The organism is Streptomyces sp. NPDC001902 (assembly GCF_042891295.1).
In the GTDB taxonomy this organism is placed as follows: domain Bacteria; phylum Actinomycetota; class Actinomycetes; order Streptomycetales; family Streptomycetaceae; genus Actinacidiphila.
In genome coordinates this window covers 47,216-66,629 of record NZ_JBIATA010000020.1, presented here as the reverse complement: position 1 = coordinate 66,629, position 19,414 = coordinate 47,216, and the positions used below count along the sequence as shown (strand labels likewise).

Here is a 19,414-nt window from a genome sequence, read left to right as displayed (position 1 = left end):
GAGGAGTAACAAACGTCGCCAGCTACCGGTGGGTAAAGAATTCATCACGCCGGCTTCACGTCGATGTGATAATGGACCGTCAGGCCGCACCCGACAGTGCCGCGGGCATCAGCGCCCGCGGACCGAAGCGGGTCCGCGCCCGGTCCGCGACCGCCTCGATCCGGCGCGCCTTCTCGTCCCCCGGGTCCAGGCTGAGCTGCAGCGTCGCGAGACCGGCGTCCGTCAGCCCCTCCGCACGCAACGCGAGGCCGCGCACCCGGGCACGCTGCAGCCCCAGCCCCTCGTAGAGCCGGTACGCGGCCTCGGCGAGGGCGGTGCCGTGGCCGGTGGGCTCGGGCAGCGCGCGGGTGCGGGTGGTCGTGGAGCGGTCGGCGTAGCGGACGGTGAGGGTCAGTGAGCGCGCGACCCGGCCCGACACGCGCAGCGAGGAGCCCAGTTCCTCGGTGAGCGACAGCAGGGCGCGGCGGTGCCGCACCGGGTCCAGTTCGTCGTGGCCGAAGCGGCGCTCGGCGCCGGCCGAACGGGCGGGGGCGTTCGGGACGACCGGGGCCGGGTCGATGCCGCGGGCCCGTTCGTGCGTCCTGCGGCCCGCCGCGGCGCCCAGGATCCGCTGCAGGGTGCTCAGGGGCGCGGCCGCGACGCGCCCGACGGTGTCCAGGCCGTACGTGCCCAACTGCCGTGCCGTCGCCGGGCCGACGCCGTGCAGCGCCGCCACCGGGCGGTCGGCGAGGAAGGCCGCCACGGCCGCGGGGTCGGTGGGGGCGGCGCGCACCGCGCCCTCCGGTCCGCCCTGCGCCGCCATCCGGGCGAGCAGCGGGTTCGGGCCGACGCCGATCGTGCAGTCCACACCGTGGAGGGCGAGCAGCCGCACCCGCAGCAGCGTGGCCAGTTCCGCGGCGTCGCGCCCGAAGTAGCGCAGCGCCCCGCGGACGTCGGCGAGCGCGGCGTCGGGCGGGAGCGCCTGGACGACGGGGGTGAAGCCGCCGAGCAGCCCGAGGAGTTGCTCGTACAGCGCCTCGGCGGCGTGGAAGTGCACGTACAGCACGTGCAGGTCGTCCGTCATCGCCCCGCGCTCCCCGGACTGGAGTGCCACAGCTTGCGGCCGGTGGGAACGCCCTCGCCCGCGGGCCGCAGATCGGCCCAGGGGTGCATCTCGTACCCGGTGGACATCCGGACCCGGCGGCCCCCGGGCGGGGGTGCGGGGAGGCCAGGGGGCTCGCCCGGGGTCTCGGCCAGGCGGGCCGCAACCGCCTCCAGGCCGCCCTCCCTGCGCAGTTCGACCAGTTCGGCCAGGTTCCAGGCGGCGGCGCCGACGACGGACAGGCTCTGCGGTCCGCGGCGCTGGACCACCCCGCGGACCAGCAGCAGCCAGGAGTGGAAGACGGTGTGGGCGCAGGTCTCGTGGCTGTCGTCGAAGAAGGCGAGGTCGACCAGGCCGGTGCCGTCGTCGAGGGTGGTGAAGATGACCCGGCGCCCGGAGCGGATGGGCGGGGTCTGCGTGGCCGCCTTGGCCCCGGCGACCAGCACGGTCTCGCCGTGCCGCACCTCGCGCAGCCGGTTCGCCGGGATCGCGCCCAGCTCCTCCAGGAAGGCGAGGTGGTCGTCCATCAGGTGGCGGGAGGCGTCCATGCCGAGGACGCCGAGTTCGGCGCCGAGCCGCTCGCCGTCGTCCATGTCGGGCAGGCCGGCCGGCGCGAACGCCGGCTCGCCCTCCCCTCCGGTCAGGGTGAGCTGGCCGTCGTAGGCGGAGGCCCGGCCCTGCCGGTGCACTTCGGCGACCTGGAGCAGCATGTCGCGGCGGTTGCCCCCGAAGGGGTCCAGCGCACCGACCTGGACCAGACGTTCGGCGGCGGCACGGCCGGGGCGGGCGCGCTCCCAGAGGTCCTGGAGGGAGGAGTAGGGCTGTCCGGCGGTGATCCGGGCGACCTCGGCCTCGCTGATGCCGTGCACCTCGGAGAGCGCGAGCCGCAGCCCCCACACCTCCTCGCCCACCTCACCACCCCCCTCACCGGACACCAGTTCGATTCGATAGGCCGCGCCCGACCGGTTGACGTCCAACGGCAGCACCGGCACCCCGCGCCGCCGCGCGTCCGCGAGCAGCAGCCGCTTGGGGTACATCCCGGGGTCATGGGTGAGCACCCCGGCGTAGAAGGCCGCCGGATGGTGCGCCTTGAGCCAGGCGGACTGGTAGGTCGGCACGGCGAAGGCGACGGCGTGCGCCTTGCAGAAGCCGTACGCGCCGAAGGCCGAGACGATCTCCCAGGTGCGCCGGATGACCTCGCGGGAGTAGCCGCGCCCCCGGGCCGCGTCCGCGAACCAGGCCCGCAGCCGTCCCTGCCGGGCCTCGTCCGACAGCGCGCGCCGCGCCTCGTCGGCGAACCCCCGGTCGCAGCCGGTCATGACGCTCATGATGTCGATGAGCTGCTCGTGGAAGACGACCACCCCGTGGGTCTCGCGCAGCACGGGCTCCAGGTCGGGGTGCGGGTAGTGGACGGGCCTGCGGCCGTGCCGGGCGTCGATGAAGGGCCGCACCATGTCGGCGGCGACCGGCCCGGGACGGAACAGGGAGATGTCCACGACCAGGTCGTGGAAGGTGGCCGGCTGCAGCCGCCCCACCAGGTCGCGCTGGCCCGGGGACTCGATCTGGAAGCAGCCCAGCGTCTCGGCGGACTGCACCAGTTCGTACGTCGCGGGGTCGCCCTGCGGGATGCGGTCCAGGTCGATCCGGCCGCCGCCGGTGCGTTCCACCTCGTCCAGGGTGTGCGCCATCGCGGACTGCATGCGCACCCCGAGCACGTCGAGCTTGAGCAGCCCGAGGTCCTCGACGTCGTCCTTGTCGAACTGCGCCATGGGGAAGCCCTCGCCGCTGGTCGGCACGACCGGTGTGCGCTCCAGCAGCCCGGCGTCCGACAGCAGCACCCCGCAGGGGTGCATGGCGACCCCGCGCGGCAGCGCGTCCAGCGCCTCGACCAGCTCCCACAGCCGGCCGTGGTCCTCCCCCGCCACCTGCCGCAGCTCGGGCAGCTCGGCGAGCGCGGCCCGCGCGTCGCGGGCCCGGATGTGCGGGAAGGCCTTGGCCAGCCGGTCGGTCCGCTCCGGGTCCATCCCGAGGGCGGTGCCCACGTCGCGCACGGCGTGCCGGACGCGGTAGGTCTCGGGCATGGCGACGGTGGCGACCCGCTCGCCGCCGAAGCGGTCCAGGATCCGCCGGTAGACCTCCAGCCGGCGGGCCGACTCCACGTCGATGTCGATGTCGGGCAGCGAGGCCCGCCGCCCGGACAGGAAGCGTTCCATGAGCAGGTCGTGCTCGACGGGGTCGGCGGCCGCGATGCCCAGCAGGTGGTTGACGAGCGATCCGGCGCCCGAGCCGCGCGCGGCGACCCGGATGCCCATCTCCCGCACGTCGGCGACCACCTGGCCGACGGTGAGGAAGTACGAGGCGAAGCCGAGCCCCTCGATGATCCGCAGCTCGTGGTCGAGCCGCGCCCAGTACTCCGGCTCCCGGTCGTGGCCCTCGCGGACCATCCCGGCCGCGCAGCGCGAACGCAGCACGCGGTCGGCGGTGCGGGCGCCCGCGCCGACGAGCTGCGGCTCGGGGAAGTGCACCTGCCCGAGCCCCAGGTCCTCCTCCGGGTCGACGGCGCAGCCCGCGGCGGTCTCCTCGGTGGCCCGCAGCAGCCGGTGGGCGTCGCCGCGGGCGAACCCGGCCGCCTCCATGACCCGCTCGGCGGTGCGCGCCATGTCCCCGGCGTCCTTCAGCCAGCGCTCCCCGCTGTCCAGGCTCCCCGCGTCACGCACGTCGATCGGCACCAGCCGGCGCGCCGAGTCCAGGACGTCGGCCACCTCCCCCTGGCCGGGGTCGGCGTAGCGGACGGCGTTGGTCAGCACCGGGACGACACCCTGCTCGACGGCGAAGCCGACGGTGCGGGCGGCGAGCCGCAGCGAGCCGGACCCGGTGCCGGTGCGGCCGTGGTGCACGGCCTCCAGGCGCAGCGCGTCCCCGTACACCTCGCGCCAGGGGCGCAGCAGCCTGGCGGCCCGGTCGGGGCGTCCGGCCGCCAGGGCGCGGCCGACCTCGGAGTCCGCGCCGAGCAGCACGTACACCCCTTCCCGCCCCAGGTCCTCCCAGCCGATGCCGCCGTCGGTGTGGGCGGCGCTGACCAGCCGGCACAGCGCGCCCCAGCCGCGGCGGTCCCGGGCGAGGAAGACCGCCCGGTCGGTCGCCTCCGGCACGAAGGCCCCACCGCGCACCGGGGTGCGCCGGCGGGCGGCCGGCGGACCGGCCTGAGGGGCGGCGCCCTCCCCCGCGTACGCCGCCGGCACCGCCAGGGAGGCGCCGAACAGCGGCCGCACCCCGGCCCGCGCGCACGCCTTGGCGAAGCGCACCACGCCGGCCACCGTGTCCCGGTCGGTCAGCGCCAGCGCGTCCATCCCCCGTTCGGCGGCGCGCTCGGCGAGCCGCTCGGGGTGCGAGGCCCCGTACCGCAGCGAGAAGCCGGAGACGGTGTGCAGGTGCGTGAATCCCGGCATACGCACCTCCGACCGCTCACGTCTCCCCCCTTCCGGACCCTCCGCCACCCACCATAGACCACTTGTCGAACACGTGTACGAAGACACGCCGGATCCCTGTCCTCCGCCACCCTCCGCGTGGTTTCCTGCACACGACGTCACCGACGCTCACACCCCGATGGGGAGTCGCCATGCCGATGCTGCTGGTCAAGGGCTCTTTCCAGATAAAGAACACCGAACCGGACGGGGACACCGTGGGCTTCACCCCCACCCGTCACCCCGACTGGAACCGCGTCAGGGGCGGGCTCGGGCTCGACCTCACCCACTCCTGCCGGGGCAAGCTGCGCCTGGACGCCGTCGACGCGCTGGAGACCCACTACGGGCCCACCTCCGCCCCGGCCCACCAGCCGCTGCCCTTCGCCCACGCGGCCCGGGACGAGCTGCTGCGGTGGCTCGGCTTCACCGCCGTGGAGCGCGGGCCCGACGGCGAGCGGGTCGTCGCCGCCAGTCCCGAGAGCGTCCCCGGCTGGATCCTCACCGGCGGGGTCGACGTGCACGGCCGCTGCGTCGCCCTGGCCGGCCGGGGCGCGCTGCCGGAGGGCACGAAGAGCGGCCAGGAGGTCACGGTCGGCGTGCCGCTGCTGCGCGCCACCGTCAACCACCACCTGGTCGCCGAGGGCCTGGCCTACCCGACCTTCTACAGCAACCTCCACGAGGACCTGCGCCGGGAGCTGACCGACGTCGCCCGGCAGGCCCGCGAGACGGGCAGGGGGCTGTGGCCCGGCGACGTGAGCACCAGCGGCGCGAAGGTCACCGGGCTCTCCTCGCTCACCGACGACGTGGTGCTCGTCCCCAAGCTCTTCCGGCGGCTCTTCGACTACCTCGCGCTCGGCGAGCCCTCCCTCGCCGCCTTCCGCGCCTACCTGGCCGGGGCGGCCGACACCTACCGGATCCTGTCCTCGGACACCCCGCGCGCGCAGGTGCGGGGACTGCACCACGTCGTCGAGGTGACCGGCGACCACACCGTGCGGATGACCGTCCCGGTCGAGGACCTGGTCTTCACCGAGGCATGACGACCGGGGCGAACTCCGCAGCCCACCGCAGCAGTTCCTCGTCCTCGCCGGGGCGCCCGACGACCTGCAGACCGAGCGGCAGGCCGTTCGTGGCGTACCCGGCGGGCAGACTCACCGCGGGGAAGCCCGCGTTGCTCCACGGCAGGCACATCACCGAGTCGCCGGTGCTGCCCAGGCCGAACGGGGCGGGGCCGGTGGCGGACGGCGCCAGCCAGACGTCGACCTCCCCCATGGCCGCCAGCAGCCGCTCGCGGAAGACCCGGCGCTCGCCCACGGCCCGCTCGTAGTCGTCGCGGCCGACGGCGTGGCCCTCGCGGATGGCGGCGACCGTCTGCTCGCGGTACAGCCGGCCGTGCCGGGGGAACCAGTCGGCGTGCGTACGGGCCACCTCGTAGCGGTTCATGACGTACAACTGCCGTACGACCGCCTCGAACTCACCCGGGCCCGGCATCAGCGGCACCTCGCGCACGGTCCAGCCCGCCGCCTCCAGCCGCTTGGCCCGCGCCGCGAAGGCCTCCCGCGCCTCCGTCCCCGCGCGGTCCAGGTACGGGCCGACGGGGACGCCGAGCACCGGCCGGCCGTCGCCGGCCGCCGGCTCCCGCCAGTCGTCGCACAGGACGGACGCGCCGCGCGTCGCCGTCGCGACGTCCGCGGCGAGCACCCCGACCGTGTCGAAGCTCGGGGCGTTGGCGATCACCCCGTCCACCGGGACGCGCCCGAAGGTCGGCTTGAAGCCCACCACCCCGCAGTAGGCCGCGGGCCGGACCACCGAGCCGACGGTCTGCGTCCCGACCGCCAGCGGCACCATGCCCGCCGCCACCGCGGCCGCCGATCCGCTGCTCGAACCACCGGGCGTGTGGGCGGTGTTGTGCGGATTGCGGGTCGGCCCCGGCGCGGTCACCGCGAACTCGGCCGTCACCGTCTTCCCCGCGACCAGCGCCCCTGCCGCCCGCAGCCGGTCCACCAGCGGTGCCTGCGGCCCGGCCAGCACCTCCGCCGGTACCGCGGACCCGGCCCTGGTGTCCATCCCGTCGATCCGGACGATGTCCTTGACGCCCACCATCACCCCGGACAGCACGCCCGGCGGTGCCGCGGCCGCCTCCGCCGCCAGCCGGCCCCGCCGGTCCGGTTCCCGTACGAACGCCTTGATCCGGGCGTCGAGCCGGTCGATGCGGTCACAAGTCCGTGCCACCAGATCCGTCACGGCGGCCACGCTACGCCGAAAAGCTCCGGCCTTCCTCAAACAGCGCGTCATCGCCGCGCCCACGGGCACACCGACCACAGGGGGTGGTGCGACATGTCATGGCTCGCATGGACATATCCGGTGGCCGAGGTGGCACTGCTCGTCACGGCGGGGGTGCTGCTGCGCGCACCGCGCGTCGCGGCCTACGAGCTGACGGACCCCCACGAGGCGGCCTACCTGCGCGACGGGCGCCGCGGCACGGTGGTCGTCGCGCTGGTCGCGCTGCATCTGCGCGGCACGGTGGACGCCGGCGCGCACCGCACCGCGCGCATCTCCGGACCGCTGCACGGGCTCTCGCAGCCGCTGCAACTGGCCGTCTACCAGGCCCTGTACCGGCCGGCGGGGGTGAACACCGTCGCCACGTCGCGGCCGGTGCGGCGCGAACTGGACGTACTGCGCGGGCGACTGGCCGGCGCGGGGCTGATCCGGGGCGACCGGCGTCGGCGTACGGCCCGGGTGCTGCTGTGCGCGGCCGTGCCGACCGCGGCCGCGGAGCTGGTGTCCGGCGCCCTGACGGCCTGGGACCCCCCGTTCCGGACGGCCGTCCCCGCCCTCACGGTGGCCGCCGCCCTCGCCCTGTGGAGGGTGCCGCGGCGCACCCGGGCCGGCCGCCGGGTCCTGCGGCGGGCCCAGGAGCGTTTCCCGCGCCCGCGCACCCGCAGGGCCTCACCCGAGTCGGTCCTCCTGGCGGTCGCCCTGCACGGCGGGCCGGCGCTGCGGCTGGCCGTCCCGCACTTCGCCGGGGAGGCCGGGCTGCTCGCCCACCACGACAAGGCCGAGAGCCTCTACGGCGTCAACCACTGGCACAGCGGCGGCGGCGGCACGCCCACCTCGTGCGCGAGCTCGGGGGCGGGCGGCTGCGGCTCGGGAGGGGTGTGAGGGTACGCGTCCTCCCGGACGGCCCAAACACCGCATCGGTGCGAGATTCGTCACGTCCCGATGTCACATGGGTGCTCCCACGTCCCGCGCGTCAACCCGTGTCACGCGCGCGTCACCCCGGTGGCTTCTCAGGGGTTGCGAAGCCAAGGGGACGGCACGATTTACTGACCGCCATGACGGCGACCGACACCACCTCCAGACCCGTGGCGCACCCCGGCCGGCTGCGCATGATGAGCCACCTGCGCCGCCTCGCGGCCGCCGGTCTGGTGGAGCCGCCGTGCGGCGCACGGCCCCTGCGGGACCCGCAGGACGAGGACGCCGAGGTCTGGGACGACTTCCGGCACCGGCTGGCGGCCCTGCTGGTCGGCCTGCACGAGGATGCCCAGGCACCCCGCCCGGCCCATCGGGCCGTGCACGTCGGCGCGACGGTGACGGCCTTCCCGCTGCACCGCCGGTTCAGCTGACCCCCCGGCCGCCGGATCCGCTGGATCCGGCGGCCCGCCCGCACCACGTGGACGTCAGCCGAGTTCCGCCCCGACCGCGGCCAGCGCCGTGGTCACCGGCTGGAAGAAGGTCTCCCCGCCCGCCTGGCAGTCCCCGCTGCCGCCGGAGGTGAGGCCGATCGCACTCCCGTCGCGGCTGAACAGCGCGCCGCCGCTGTCGCCCGGCTCGGCGCAGACGTCGGTCTGGATCAGCCCGGTGACGGTGCCCTCCGGGTAGTTGACCGTCGCGTCGAGCCCGAGGACCGTGCCCCCGTGCAGCCCGGTGGTGCTGCCCATCCGGAACACCTCCTGGCCCACGGCCGCCTCGGCCGCCCCGTTGATCGCCAGGGCACGGCCGTCGCCGAGGTTCACCTGGCTGGGCGCCTGGGTGTCCGGGTCGTCGTACGTCACGAGGGCGAAGTCTCCGTCACCCGGGAAGGTCGCCTGCCGTACGGTCGCGATGGGCGTCCCGCCCTGGCTGTCCGACCAGTTCGCGAACGCGACCCCGCAGTGGCCCGCGGTGAGGAAGGCCGGGGCGCCGTCCTTGACGACGTTGAAGCCCAGCGAACAGCGCGCCCCGTCGGCGAAGATGGCGTCCCCGCCGGCCACCAGGGGCTTGAACTCGCCCGCGGACTTGTGGATCCGGGCCATGCCGCCGCCCAGGGACCGCACGGTGGACTCCAGGGTGTCCCACTTGCCGCCGGTGACGGTGCGGTCCGCGGTGACCAGGATCCGGTTGGTCCGGGGGTCGACGGCCCAGGCGGTGCCGGGGATCGTGGCGCGCTGCTTCAAGGTCCGTGCGGCGGCGCTCAGTTCGGCGGCGCTGTTCTCGACCGTCCGGGTCGCGGCGCCGGCCTTCCCGGCCTGCGCGGCCACGTCGTCGCCGTCCCCGGCGACCACGTTCACCACGAGCTGCCTGCTCGCCGCGTCGTAGTACGCCCCCGCGATGGACGGACCGAACTGCGAGCCGAGCCGCGCGGCGAGTTCCGCGGCGGCCGCGGCGGTGAGCCGCTTCGGCGAGGGGGCCTGCGGGCCCTGCGCGGCGGACTGCGACGCGTTGGCGTTGGGCAGCAGTACGGCCGCTGCCGCGATGGCGGCGGCACCGGCCGCAACGAACACGATCTTCCGCTTGGCTATCTGTTTGTGCTTCAACTCGTGACCTCCTGTGGGGGGATACAGGCCGGATCGTCGGGCGCAAGGGGGAAGCGTCGTTCCGTCTGACATACGCAGCCCCGCCCCGCCGCGTTCACCACGGCCCATCCGCTCGCGCCCGGGGTCGCGGTTGTGGTGGAATCCGCCCGATGAGCACTTTCGACCCCTCCCTCGTGGCGCTGGAGTACCGCGCCGCCTACGACCGGCAGTTGCGCGCCCGTGTGCCCGCCGACCTCTCGCGGTACGAGTCGGTGGAACGCGACGGCCCGCTGCTGCGCAAGACCTACCGGCACGGGGAGGCGGGGTTCCTCGACTACCGCGACCTCGGCGGGCTGGACGGGCCCGGGCTGGACGCCCTGATCGCCCGGCAGCGGGACCACTACGCCGCGCTGGGCGTGCCGGTGGAGTGGAAGTACCACGCGCACGACCTGCCCGTGGGACTGCCGGACCGGCTGGTCGCGGCCGGCTTCGTGCCGGAGGAACCGGAGACGGTGCTGGTCGGCGAGGCGCAGGCGCTGACAGCCGCCCCGGTGCTGCCGGAGGGCCTCGCGCTGCGGGAGGTCGGCTCACGGGCGGACTTCGAGCGCATCCGGGAGATGGAGGAGACGGTCTGGGGCGTGCCCCACGACTGGCTGCCGGGGATGCTGGAGAGCGAGGTGTCGGGGCCCGGCGACCCCTGCGCGGTGGTCGTCGCCGAGACCGCCGACGGCACGGTGGTCTGCGCGGGCTGGGCCCGTTTCCACGAGGGCACCGACTTCGTGTCGCTGTGGGGCGGCTCCACCCTGCCGCAGTGGCGGGGGCGGGGCGCCTACCGGGCGACGGTGGCGCACCGGGCCCGGCTGGCGGTCGCGGCGGGGCACCGCTTCGTGCAGGTCGACGCCTCCCCGGACAGCGCGCCGATCCTGGCCCGGCTGGGGCTGCTGCCGGTGGCGGTGACCGTTCCGTACGTGTGGCGGCCGGACGTGCCGCAGGCGGAGGGCGGGCTCAGCTGACGTCGGAGGGCCGCTGCGGCCGGACGGTGTCCAGCAGCGGGTCCGCCGAGAGGGCCTCGCGCAGGTCGGCGGGGAGCTCCTCGGCGGGCTCCACCAGCGGCGCACCGGCGGCCGGCGCCTCGGCCGCGGCGGCCCGCGGTGCGGGCCCGGGGGGAGGTGCGGCCGCCACCGGGGGTCCGGGGGGAGGAGCGGCCGCCACCGGGGGTCCGGGGGCCGGCTGCTGTCCGACGGCCGGGTAGGGCGCCGGCTGGGCGCGCTCGAGGAAGCGCAGCAGCTCCACCGGGAAGGGCAGGACCAGGGTGGAGTTCTTCTCCGCGGCGACGGCGACGACCGTCTGCAGCAGGCGGAGCTGGAGCGCGGCGGGGGTGTCGCTCATGACCGCCGCGGCGTCGGCGAGCTTCTTGGAGGCCTGGAACTCGGCGTCCGCGTTGATGATCCGCGCCCGGCGCTCCCGCTCGGACTCGGCCTGGCGGGCCATCGAGCGCTTCATCGTCTCCGGCAGCGAGACGTCCTTGATCTCGACGCGGTCGATCTGCACGCCCCAGCCGATGGCCGGGCTGTCGATCATCAGCTCCAGCCCCTGGTTGAGCTTCTCGCGGTTGGAGAGCAGGTCGTCCAGGTCGCTCTTGCCGATAATCGAGCGCAGCGAGGTCTGCGCCATCTGCGAGACGGCGAAGCGGTAGTCCTCGACGTTGATGATCGCGTCGGCCGCGTGGACGACCTTGAAGTAGACCACCGCGTCCACCTTGACCGTGACGTTGTCGCGCGTGATGCCCTCCTGGGCGGGCACCGGCATCGTCACGATCTGCAGGTTCACCTTCCGCATCCGGTCGACGATCGGGACGATCATGGTGAATCCCGGGTTCCGCACCCCGCCCCTGACCCGGCCGAGCCGGAACACCACGCCCCGCTCGAACTGCTGCACCACACGGGCCCCGGCCACGAAGTACAACGCTCCTGCCGAGAGCACGGCGGCAATCAACTCGACGACCATCACGGCCCCCTGGGGTCCGGAATCGCAGTACTTCCACGGTACCTCGCGGGTAACCCGCCGGATACGGGCCGGGATGCCCCGGTTACGGGCCCGGTACCGGCCTACCGCGGCGCACCCGCCGCCCGGGCGAGGCGGTCCGCGACGACCCGCAGCCGTTCGGCCAGCTCAGGGGGCTCCCGCACCTCGAAGTCGACGCCGAGCATGCCGATGTAGACGGCGAGCGCGTCGAGGGACTCGGAACCGGTGCGCAGCACGCAGCTGTCCGGTCCGGTGGACTCCACGGTCGCGTAACCGGCGTACTCGGCCACGGCCTCGGCGGGGGCGTGCACGACCACGACGGCCTGGTGGCGGTAGGCCCGCGAGGTGACGCCGCGGGCGACGTACGACGCGGCGTCCGCCGGAGGCCGCCGGGGCGTGAAGCGGGGGCCGGCCGGGGACTTGGGGTCCATCCGGTCCACGCGGAAGGTGCGCCAGTCCTGCCGGTCGGTGTCCCAGGCGAGCAGGTACCAGCGGCGGCCGTGGTGGACCAGGCCGTGCGGCTCCACCGTGCGGCGGCTGGCGGTGCCGCCGTGCGCCCGGTAGTCGAAGCGCAGCCGTTCGTGGTCGCGGCACGCGGCACCGATCGCGGTCAGCACGTCCTGGGCGACGGCGCCCGGCACGGTCGCGGGCCGGGCGACCGCGACGGCCTCCATGGCCTGCGCCCGGCGGCGCAGCCTGGAGGGCAGCACCTGTTCCAGTTTGGCCAGGGCGCGCAGCGAGGTCTCCTCGATGCCCTCGACGCTGCCCCCGGCGCCGGTGCGCAGGCAGAGCGCGACCGCGATCGCCTCCTCGTCGTCGAGCAGCAGCGGGGGCAGCGCGGCGCCCGCGCCGAGCCGGTAGCCCCCGGCGGTGCCGGGGGTGGCGTGCACGGGGTAGCCCAGGGCCCGCAGGCGCTCCACGTCGCGGCGCACCGTCCGGGCGGTGACCTCGAGGCGTCCGGCGAGTTCGGGCCCGGTCCAGTCGCGCCGGGACTGGAGCAGGGACAACAGGCGCAGCAGTCGGGCGGAGGTTTCCAGCACGGCACCAGTCTGGCAGCCGTCGCGGACGGTTCCTGACCGCATTCCGCCCTACCGTGGCGCCCATGGAGACCATCCCCGAAGGCACCGTCCTGGACCGCCGGACGCTCAACCGTTCCCTCCTGGCCCGGCAGTCGCTGCTGGGGCGGGTGCGCACCGGTGCCGAGGAGATGGTCGAGGCCCTGGTGGGACTGCAGGCGCAGGAGCCGCAGGACCCGTACGTCGCCCTGTGGTCCCGGATCGAGGACTTCGCGCCGGAGGAGCTGTCCGGGATGCTCGCGGACCGGCGGGCGGTGCGGATGTCACTGCTGCGGTGGACGGTACACCTGGTGACGGCACGGGACTGCATGGCACTGCGCCCTGTGGTGCAGGACGTGCTCGAACGGCGCCTGCGCGGGCAGTTCCGGCGCCAGCTGGCGGGGCTGGACCTGGCGGAGGTGGCCGGGGCCGGCCGGGCGCTCCTCGAGGACGGCCCGCTGTCCCCGAGCAGGCTTGGGGACGCCCTGCGGGAACGCTGGCCGGACCGCGAGCGGCTGCCGCTCAGCCTGGCCGTCACGGCCCGGGTGCCGACCGTGCAGCCGCCGCCGCGCGGCCTGTGGCGCACCTCGGGCGCGGCCCTGCAGACCCCGGCCGACCGGTGGCTCGGCCGGGACTTCGACTTCGCGGCCGGCTCCGCGCCGGACGCGGCCGTCCTGCGCTACCTCGCCGCATTCGGCCCCGCGTCGGCCGGGGACGTCGCCGTATGGTCGGGGCTGACCGGGCTCCGCGCGGTCATGGGCCGGCTCCGCCCGGGGCTGCGGGTCTACCGCGACGAGAAGGGCACCGCGTTGTACGACGTGCCGGACGCGCCCTTCCCCGACCCCGGGACGAAGGCGCCGCCCCGGTTCCTCCCGCAGTACGACAACATCGCCCTGTCGCACGCCGACCGGACGCGGATCATGCTGCGCAACCCCTACGCCGAGCTGCCGCTCCCCGGCAGCGGCAGCAACCGCGGCTTCTTCCTCCACGACGGCTTCGTCCACGGCCTGTGGCGGATCCGGGCCACCCGCGGCGCGGCCGTGCTCCACGTCCAGCCGTACGCGCCGCTGGACGCCGGGGCGCGGGAGGCGGTCGCCGCCGAGGGCGCACGGCTGCTGGCGTTCGCGGTGCCGGAGGCCGCCGCCCGGGAGGTGCGCTTCGCGGGGTGACCGGGCGCGCGTACCGGGGGCGGCCGGGAACGGCTCAGTACACGCCGACCCCGTACGCGGTGAGGACCGCGGGCAGCGGCTGGAAGAAGGTGGTGCCCCCCTCGGTGCAGTCACCGCTGCCTCCGGACAGCAGCCCGAGGGCCTTCGTCCCGTCGTACAACGGGCCGCCGGAGTCGCCGGGCTCGGCGCAGAGGTCGGTACGGATCAGGCCGCGGACGATGTCGCCGCCGCCGTAGTTGACGGTGTAGCCGAGCCCGGTGACCGTGCCGCTGCGGACGCCCGTGGTGGAGCCGTCCCGCTTCACCGCCTCCCCGACGCGGGCCCGCGCGGCCTTCGTGATGTCCTGCCGTCCGACCTTGCCGGGCCACGCGACGGAACCGGTGTAGCGGACCAGGGCGTAGTCGTCGTACGGGAAGCTGAAGCCGGTGGTGGTGCCCAGCGTCCTGGTCCGGGCGGGATCGCTGTACCAGGTCGTGGCGGCGCGCCCGCAGTGACCGGCGGTCAGGAAGTAGTAGGTGCCCGCGGCGCGGACGTTGAAGCCGACCGAGCAGCGGAAGCCGCCGCCATGGACGGCGTCGCCACCGGCGGCCATCCGTGCGAAGGAGCCGCCGACGCGCTCGAAGCGGACCGTGCCGCCGTACCGTCCGGCGGCCCGTTTCAACGCGGTGAGCCCGCTGCGCGGGACGGTGCCGTCGGTGGCGATGACCAGCGCGCCGCTCTTGGGGTCGACCGCCCAGGCACTGCCCTCGACGTCCGCCGACTCGGCCGCCAGGCCCGCCGCCGCCAGGTGCGCGGCCGAGGTCCCGCTGCCGGTGGCGGCCCGTGCGTCCGGCACGGCGACCGCGGTCGCGGCCACCAGACCGAGGAGCGCCGCTCCGCGCAGCGCTGCGCCTCGGACGAGGCCGCCCCACGGAGTGGTGCGCTTGTTCCTCATATGTTCCCCCTGCGAGGTTATGCGGTGCCTCGCGGAGTATTGCGACGATCGGACCGGCGGACAAGAGGGCCATACGGGACGTGCCCGGCGGCCGTGGGGCCGCCGGGCACGTCCGTGACGGAAGGGGAGGGCGTGGACCTCCCGGAGGGTCAGAAGACGCTGACGCCGTAGACGCTGAGCGCCTCCGTCACAGGCTGGAAGAAGGTCGTCCCGCCGACGCTGCAGTTGCCGCTGCCACCGGAGGTCAGACCCAGCGCGATGCCGCCGGAGGTGTACAGCGCGCCACCGGAGTCGCCGCCTTCGGCGCACACGTTGGTGCGGATCATCTGGTAGACCACGTCGCCGCCGCCGTAGTTGACGGTGGCGTTGAGGCCGGTGACCGAACCGCTGTGGATGCCGGTGGTGGAGCCGTCACGCAGGACGGCCTGGCCCACGAAGGCGTTGCCGGCGCTGGTGATGTCGGTGTTGCCGGCCGTGCCGCTCTTGGTCACGGAGGTGTTGCTGTACCGGACCAGCGCGTAGTCGTTGGTCGGGAAGCTGTAGCTGACGTTCGAGCCCAGCACGGTGGACTGGCTGGAGTTGGAGTACCAGGTGGACGCGACCTCACCGCAGTGCCCGGCGGTCAGGAAGTAGTTGGTGCTGCCGCTGCGCACGTTGAAGCCGAGCGAGCAGCGGTAACCGCCGCCGTAGATGGCGTCGCCGCCGGCGATCAGCCGCTTGAAGGTGCCGGCCGTGCGGCGGAAGGTGACCGCGTCGCCGTAGGAGGCGGTGGCCTTCTGCAGCGTGGCGAGTTCGGCTCCGGTGACCGTGCTGTCGGCGGTGACCTCCAGGCGGTTGGACTTCGGGTCGACGACCCACGAGGTGCCCGCGATGTCCGCGGCGAGGGTGGCCTTCCCGGCCTTCTCCAGCTGGGCGGTGCTGTGCGCCACGAACTTCGGGACCGCGCCGGCCGCGCTGACGGCCTGGGCCGCCTTGTCGTTCGTGACGTTGACGACCATGGTCTTGGCCTTGGCGTCGTAGTACGAACCGGCGGTGGAGGCGGTGCCGAGGGACGTGGTGAGCGCGGCCGCGGCCTCGGGGGAGGCCTTGGGCGCGGGAGCGGCCTGGGCGGCGGGCAGGGTGAGCGCGGTGGCCGCCAGCAGACCGGACGCCAGGGCGATCAGCCGTGCACGTCTCGGGACGGGGGTGTGGGTGGTGCGCTTGATCCTCACGCGTTTTCCTCCTGTGGGGGAACGGAAGTTGACCCGCGTAGCGCGGGCCGGTGAGGCGCAGCGAGGGCGCCGCCGTACTGTGGGGGTGGCGTGCCCCTGACAAGTGCTGCGCACACGGGAGTATTCAGAGTCACGCACAAGCGCACAAGGGCGGGTTTCGGCCGCGTCACGTACCCGAAACGCCCCGGCGGCTCCCCCGGGTCAACCGCTGTGACGGTGTATCACCTGGTGGGCCCACCGCCCCCGCCACCCGCCGGCCACCCCCGCGCACCACCCCCGGTTTGGCGCGAACGGGCGGCTGCGCCGCGGCCCGCACCCCGCCCGCCGGGCCCGGCACGTCGAACGCCCGCACCGGTCACCGCCGTCGCGGGGAGGGCCGGCGTGTCCCCGTCAGCAGTCGCAGCCGCAGCAGTCGCAGTCGCAGCAGCAGCCGTCACCGCAGCCGCAGTCGCAGCCGGAGCAGTCGCAGTTGGAGCACCAGCCTTCGCGCCGCTTGCCGGTCCAGGGGTCGTCGTAGTGGTCCCGGCAGCAGATCTGGCACGTGCAGCAGAGCCCCGCGAACACCGCGCAGCCCATGAGCAGCCCGCGGCGGGGGCCCGGCTGGTGCGGGGGGCCGGGGGTCAGCCAGGGCGACTGCACCGGCCCGCCGGGGCCGCCAGGGCCCGGGTGGTGGGCGCACGAGGCCCCGAACGCGCGGTCCACGGAACGGCGCAGTTCGTGGGCGAGCAGGACGTGGGCGAGCGCGCCGTCGGTGAACTCCACGTCACGCAGGGCCAGCCGGACCCCGTGCACCGCGTCGTCGCACAGCCGCCGTGCCTCGTCCACGCTCGTCCCGGTGGCGGTCAGCGGGTTCCACGCGCCCGCCGCCGCGTCGGCGTCCAGGTCCTCCACCGCGTCCAGCAGGTGGGCGAGGCGGCCGAAGAGCCGGCCCGCCTCCTCCAGCGGGGCACGGTTGCCGGGGCGTCCGGCCAGCACCGCCGTGTGGCCGAACGCGGCGGCGGTGGCGGTCTCGGTGGGCTCGGTGACGGTCAGCAGGGAGGTACCGGGCCCGGCGGCCGCCTCGACGGCGGTCTGCCGGCCCACGGCGTCCACCAGCACCGCGGTGTCGAAGCCGAGCCCGGAACCGGTCACGGCCCCCGCCCGGTCCCAGCGCCGGGCGACCGTGCGCGCCGCCGCGGCGACCGGACGGCGCGCCAGCAGACCGTCGCCGTCCGCCATGTGGTCGCGCATCTTCGCCGAGGCCAGCACCAGCGAGACCGCCGCGGCCAGCCGCGCGCCCTCCCCCTTGGCCACCGGCGCGGTCCGCATCGCGCGCAGCGGGCACGGCCCGGCGGTACGGCGTCCGTCCTCCGTCCGCCCCGACTGGGCCTCCACCAGCACCGAGACGATGAGCCCGTCGTAATTCGTGGCGACCCTGGCCAGTTGACCGTGGTCGTCCCTCAGGGCGAGGCAGAGCCCGCACAGATGGGCCGTCCACGCTATGGCCAGCTTCTCCGGCAGACGGTGCCGGCATGGTCTGACGATTCCGAACATCACAATCCCCCGTACGTCATTCGCAGCAATGGAACACGTCATCGGCTGGTCGTTCTGTACGCCGCCCGTTCGGCTGTCCGGCGGTGAGCCATCACCCTACCGAGCGGAACCCTTTCCGATGATCCGTCAGGAGCCATATTCCACGGGGTACCTGGGGGCCACTAGTGCGATTTATGCACCAGGTCTGTCACGAATCCACCCCACGGTGGGTATCCGCTTGGCGCATCATCCGCATCATGGACGACCATAGGGGTGCGGACGGCAAACTGACCGCGTGCGAGAGGAGGCGTCCATGGGATCGGTACGACGGGCGAGCGCCTGGCTGGGACTCGTCGACGACAACAGCGCCGAGGAGTACTACGACGAGGACTACGCCGATTACGGCGACGGCGCCGAGACGTCCTCCCCCGACTCCTGGGTCACCGACCCCCGCGTGCGCGTGGCCTCCGATTCGGCGGAGGAACAGGGCCGCCGGATCGCCACGGTCACCCCGGACGGCTTCCGGGACGCCCGCGGCATCGGCGAACTGTTCCGGGAAGGCGTCCCGGTGATCGTCAACCTGACGGCGATGGACCCCGCCGACGCCAAGCGTGTCGTCGACTTCGCGGCCGGCCTCACCTTCGGCCTGCGCGGTTCGATCGACCGCGTGGCCAACCGGGTGTTCCTGCTGACCCCGCCCGACTACCTGGTCGTCAACGCCGACAGCAAGCGCGGCGGCGACGGCTTCTTCAACCAGAACTGACCCGTGGCGGGGGGGGGGGGCGCCCCCGCCCCCCCCCCCCCCCCCCCCCCCCCCCCCCCCCCCCCCCCCCACCGCCCCCGGGGGGGGGGGGGGGGCGCCCCCGCGCGGGCCCCCCCCCCCCCCCCCCCCCCCCCGCGGCCGCCCCCCCCCCCCCCCCCCGCCCCCCCCCCCCCCCCCCGCGGCGGGGGGGGGCCCCCCCCCCCCCCCCCCCCCCCCCCCACGGCCGCCCGCCCGCCCGCCCGCCTACCGGAAGGCGTCGAGGCCGGTGAGCGCCTTGCCGAGCACGAGCTGGTGCATCTCGACGGTGCCCTCGTAGGTGAGCACGGACTCCAGGTTGGTGGCGTGCCGCATGACGGGGTACTCCAGGGAGATGCCGTTCGCGCCCAGGATCGTCCGGGAGTTGCGGCAGATCTCGATCGCCTCGCGCACGTTGTTGAGCTTGCCGAAGCTGACCTGCTCGGGACGGAGCGTGCCCGCGTCCATGCGCCGCCCGAGGTGGTGGGCGAGGAGGACGCCCTTGTGCAGTTCGAGCGCCATGTCGGCGAGCTTGGCCTGGGTCAGCTGGAAGCCGCCGATGGGCCGGCCGAACTGCTCACGGGTGCGGGAGTACTCCAGGGCGGCCTCGAAACTGCTGCGTGCGGCGCCCATGGCACCCCAGACGATGCCGTAGCGCGCGTGGTTCAGGCAGCTGAGCGGGCCGCGCAGGCCGGTGACCTCGGGGAGCACGGCGTCGGCGGGCAGGCGCACGTCGTCCATGACCAGCTCGCTGGTGACGGAGGCGCGCAGCGACCACTTGTGCTTGATCTCGGGTGCGGAGAACCCGGGGGTGTCGGTGGGCACGACGAATCCGCGGATGCCCTCGTCGGTGCGGGCCCACACCACGGCGACGCCGGCGACCGAGCCGTTGGTGATCCACATCTTGCGGCCGTTCAGGACCCAGTCGGAACCGTCCCGCTTGGCGTGGGTGCGCATGCCCGCCGGGTCGGAGCCGTGGTCGGGCTCGGTGAGCCCGAAGCAGCCGATGACCTCGCCGGCGGCCATCCGGGGCAGCCAGCGCTGCTTGTGCTCCTCGGAGCCGTACCGGTGGACGGCGTACATCGCCAGCGAACCCTGCACGGAGACGAGCGAGCGGATGCCGGAGTCGGCGGCCTCCAGCTCCAGGCAGGCGAGGCCGTACTGGACGGCGGTGGCGCCCGCGCAGCCGTAGCCGGTCAGCGACATGCCCAGCGCGCCGATCGAGCCGAGCTCGCGGGCCAGCTCGCGGATCCCGGGCAGCTCGCCGCGCTCGTACCAGTCCGCCACGTGCGGCAGCACGCGGTCGGCGGCCCAGCCGCGCACGGTGTCCCGCACGGCGCGGTCCTCGTCGTCGAGCAGGTCGTCGATGCCGAGCGGGTCGTACGGGTCGAACTGCGGCTTTCCAGCGGACAT

The 19,414-nt window shown here is 74.8% G+C and carries 16 protein-coding genes; 6 read left to right on the top strand and 10 right to left on the bottom strand.

Features of this window, described 5'->3' with window-relative positions; genetic code table 11:
• Positions 1–79 precede the first annotated feature (79 nt).
• Together ACFYYN_RS28450 and ACFYYN_RS28445 are read right to left on the bottom strand one after the other, a co-directional pair.
• Positions 80–1,063 carry a DNA polymerase Y family protein gene (locus ACFYYN_RS28450; RefSeq protein WP_500548032.1) on the bottom strand — a complete coding sequence of 328 codons (984 nt, stop codon included), beginning with the start codon at positions 1,061–1,063 and terminating at the stop codon, positions 80–82.
• On the bottom strand, positions 1,060–4,530 hold the full coding sequence (locus ACFYYN_RS28445) for a DNA polymerase III subunit alpha (protein ID WP_500548031.1): 3,471 nt from the start codon (positions 4,528–4,530) through the stop codon (positions 1,060–1,062). The genes ACFYYN_RS28450 and ACFYYN_RS28445 overlap by 4 nt, the downstream gene beginning before the upstream one ends.
• 170 nt (positions 4,531–4,700) lie before the next feature.
• On the opposite strand from ACFYYN_RS28445, the gene ACFYYN_RS28440 reads away from it, so the two are divergent.
• Positions 4,701–5,582: a nuclease gene (locus tag ACFYYN_RS28440; RefSeq protein WP_500548030.1), complete on the top strand. Its 882-nt coding sequence runs from the start codon at positions 4,701–4,703 to the stop codon at positions 5,580–5,582.
• Here the strand turns inward: ACFYYN_RS28440 and ACFYYN_RS28435 are convergent.
• Entirely contained in the window at positions 5,569–6,786 is a 1,218-nt protein-coding gene (locus ACFYYN_RS28435; RefSeq protein WP_500548029.1) for an amidase, read from the bottom strand. The two genes, ACFYYN_RS28440 and ACFYYN_RS28435, sit on opposite strands and share 14 nt — an antisense overlap.
• Positions 6,787–6,879: 93 nt before the next feature.
• Between ACFYYN_RS28435 and ACFYYN_RS28430 the strand changes: the two genes are divergently transcribed.
• On the top strand, positions 6,880–7,704 hold the full coding sequence (locus tag ACFYYN_RS28430) for a TIGR04222 domain-containing membrane protein (RefSeq protein WP_500548028.1): 825 nt from the start codon (positions 6,880–6,882) through the stop codon (positions 7,702–7,704).
• 173 nt (positions 7,705–7,877) lie between these two features.
• Positions 7,878–8,168: a hypothetical protein gene (locus ACFYYN_RS28425; protein WP_500548027.1), complete on the top strand. Its 291-nt coding sequence runs from the start codon at positions 7,878–7,880 to the stop codon at positions 8,166–8,168.
• Positions 8,169–8,222: 54 nt separating this feature from the next.
• On the opposite strand, the gene ACFYYN_RS28420 is transcribed toward ACFYYN_RS28425, so the two are convergent.
• Positions 8,223–9,338, bottom strand: a complete 1,116-nt coding sequence (locus ACFYYN_RS28420) for a S1 family peptidase (RefSeq protein WP_500548026.1) — start codon at positions 9,336–9,338, stop codon at positions 8,223–8,225.
• Positions 9,339–9,487: 149 nt separating this feature from the next.
• Between ACFYYN_RS28420 and ACFYYN_RS28415 the strand changes: the two genes are divergently transcribed.
• Positions 9,488–10,330, top strand: a complete 843-nt coding sequence (locus ACFYYN_RS28415) for a GNAT family N-acetyltransferase (protein WP_500548025.1) — start codon at positions 9,488–9,490, stop codon at positions 10,328–10,330.
• Here ACFYYN_RS28415 and ACFYYN_RS28410 read toward each other — a convergent pair.
• Both ACFYYN_RS28410 and ACFYYN_RS28405 read right to left on the bottom strand, forming a co-directional pair.
• Positions 10,323–11,324, bottom strand: coding sequence for a slipin family protein (locus ACFYYN_RS28410; protein WP_500548024.1), 1,002 nt, complete (start codon positions 11,322–11,324; stop codon positions 10,323–10,325). The two genes, ACFYYN_RS28415 and ACFYYN_RS28410, sit on opposite strands and share 8 nt — an antisense overlap.
• Before the next feature lie 101 nt (positions 11,325–11,425).
• Positions 11,426–12,382 carry a helix-turn-helix transcriptional regulator gene (locus tag ACFYYN_RS28405; RefSeq protein WP_500328509.1) on the bottom strand — a complete coding sequence of 319 codons (957 nt, stop codon included), beginning with the start codon at positions 12,380–12,382 and terminating at the stop codon, positions 11,426–11,428.
• A 62-nt stretch (positions 12,383–12,444) separates the two neighbouring features.
• Between ACFYYN_RS28405 and ACFYYN_RS28400 the strand changes: the two genes are divergently transcribed.
• The gene (locus tag ACFYYN_RS28400) at positions 12,445–13,566 is read left to right on the top strand and encodes a winged helix DNA-binding domain-containing protein (RefSeq protein ID WP_500548023.1); all 1,122 of its coding nucleotides are present in this window, start codon (positions 12,445–12,447) and stop codon (positions 13,564–13,566) included.
• 34 nt (positions 13,567–13,600) lie between these two features.
• On the opposite strand, the gene ACFYYN_RS28395 is transcribed toward ACFYYN_RS28400, so the two are convergent.
• From ACFYYN_RS28395 to ACFYYN_RS28385, 3 genes are all read right to left on the bottom strand, one after another.
• Positions 13,601–14,500 carry a S1 family peptidase gene (locus ACFYYN_RS28395; protein WP_500548022.1) on the bottom strand — a complete coding sequence of 300 codons (900 nt, stop codon included), beginning with the start codon at positions 14,498–14,500 and terminating at the stop codon, positions 13,601–13,603.
• Positions 14,501–14,649: 149 nt separating this feature from the next.
• Positions 14,650–15,711 carry a S1 family peptidase gene (locus tag ACFYYN_RS28390; RefSeq protein WP_500548021.1) on the bottom strand — a complete coding sequence of 354 codons (1,062 nt, stop codon included), beginning with the start codon at positions 15,709–15,711 and terminating at the stop codon, positions 14,650–14,652.
• 390 nt (positions 15,712–16,101) lie between these two features.
• Positions 16,102–17,244, bottom strand: a complete 1,143-nt coding sequence (locus ACFYYN_RS28385) for a DUF5685 family protein (protein ID WP_500548020.1) — start codon at positions 17,242–17,244, stop codon at positions 16,102–16,104.
• Between the two features lie 292 nt (positions 17,245–17,536).
• On the opposite strand from ACFYYN_RS28385, the gene ACFYYN_RS28380 reads away from it, so the two are divergent.
• Positions 17,537–17,986, top strand: a complete 450-nt coding sequence (locus tag ACFYYN_RS28380) for a cell division protein SepF (RefSeq protein WP_499511054.1) — start codon at positions 17,537–17,539, stop codon at positions 17,984–17,986.
• A gap of 243 nt (positions 17,987–18,229) precedes the next feature.
• On the opposite strand, the gene ACFYYN_RS28375 is transcribed toward ACFYYN_RS28380, so the two are convergent.
• Positions 18,230–19,414, bottom strand: coding sequence for an acyl-CoA dehydrogenase family protein (locus ACFYYN_RS28375; RefSeq protein ID WP_500328520.1), 1,185 nt, complete (start codon positions 19,412–19,414; stop codon positions 18,230–18,232).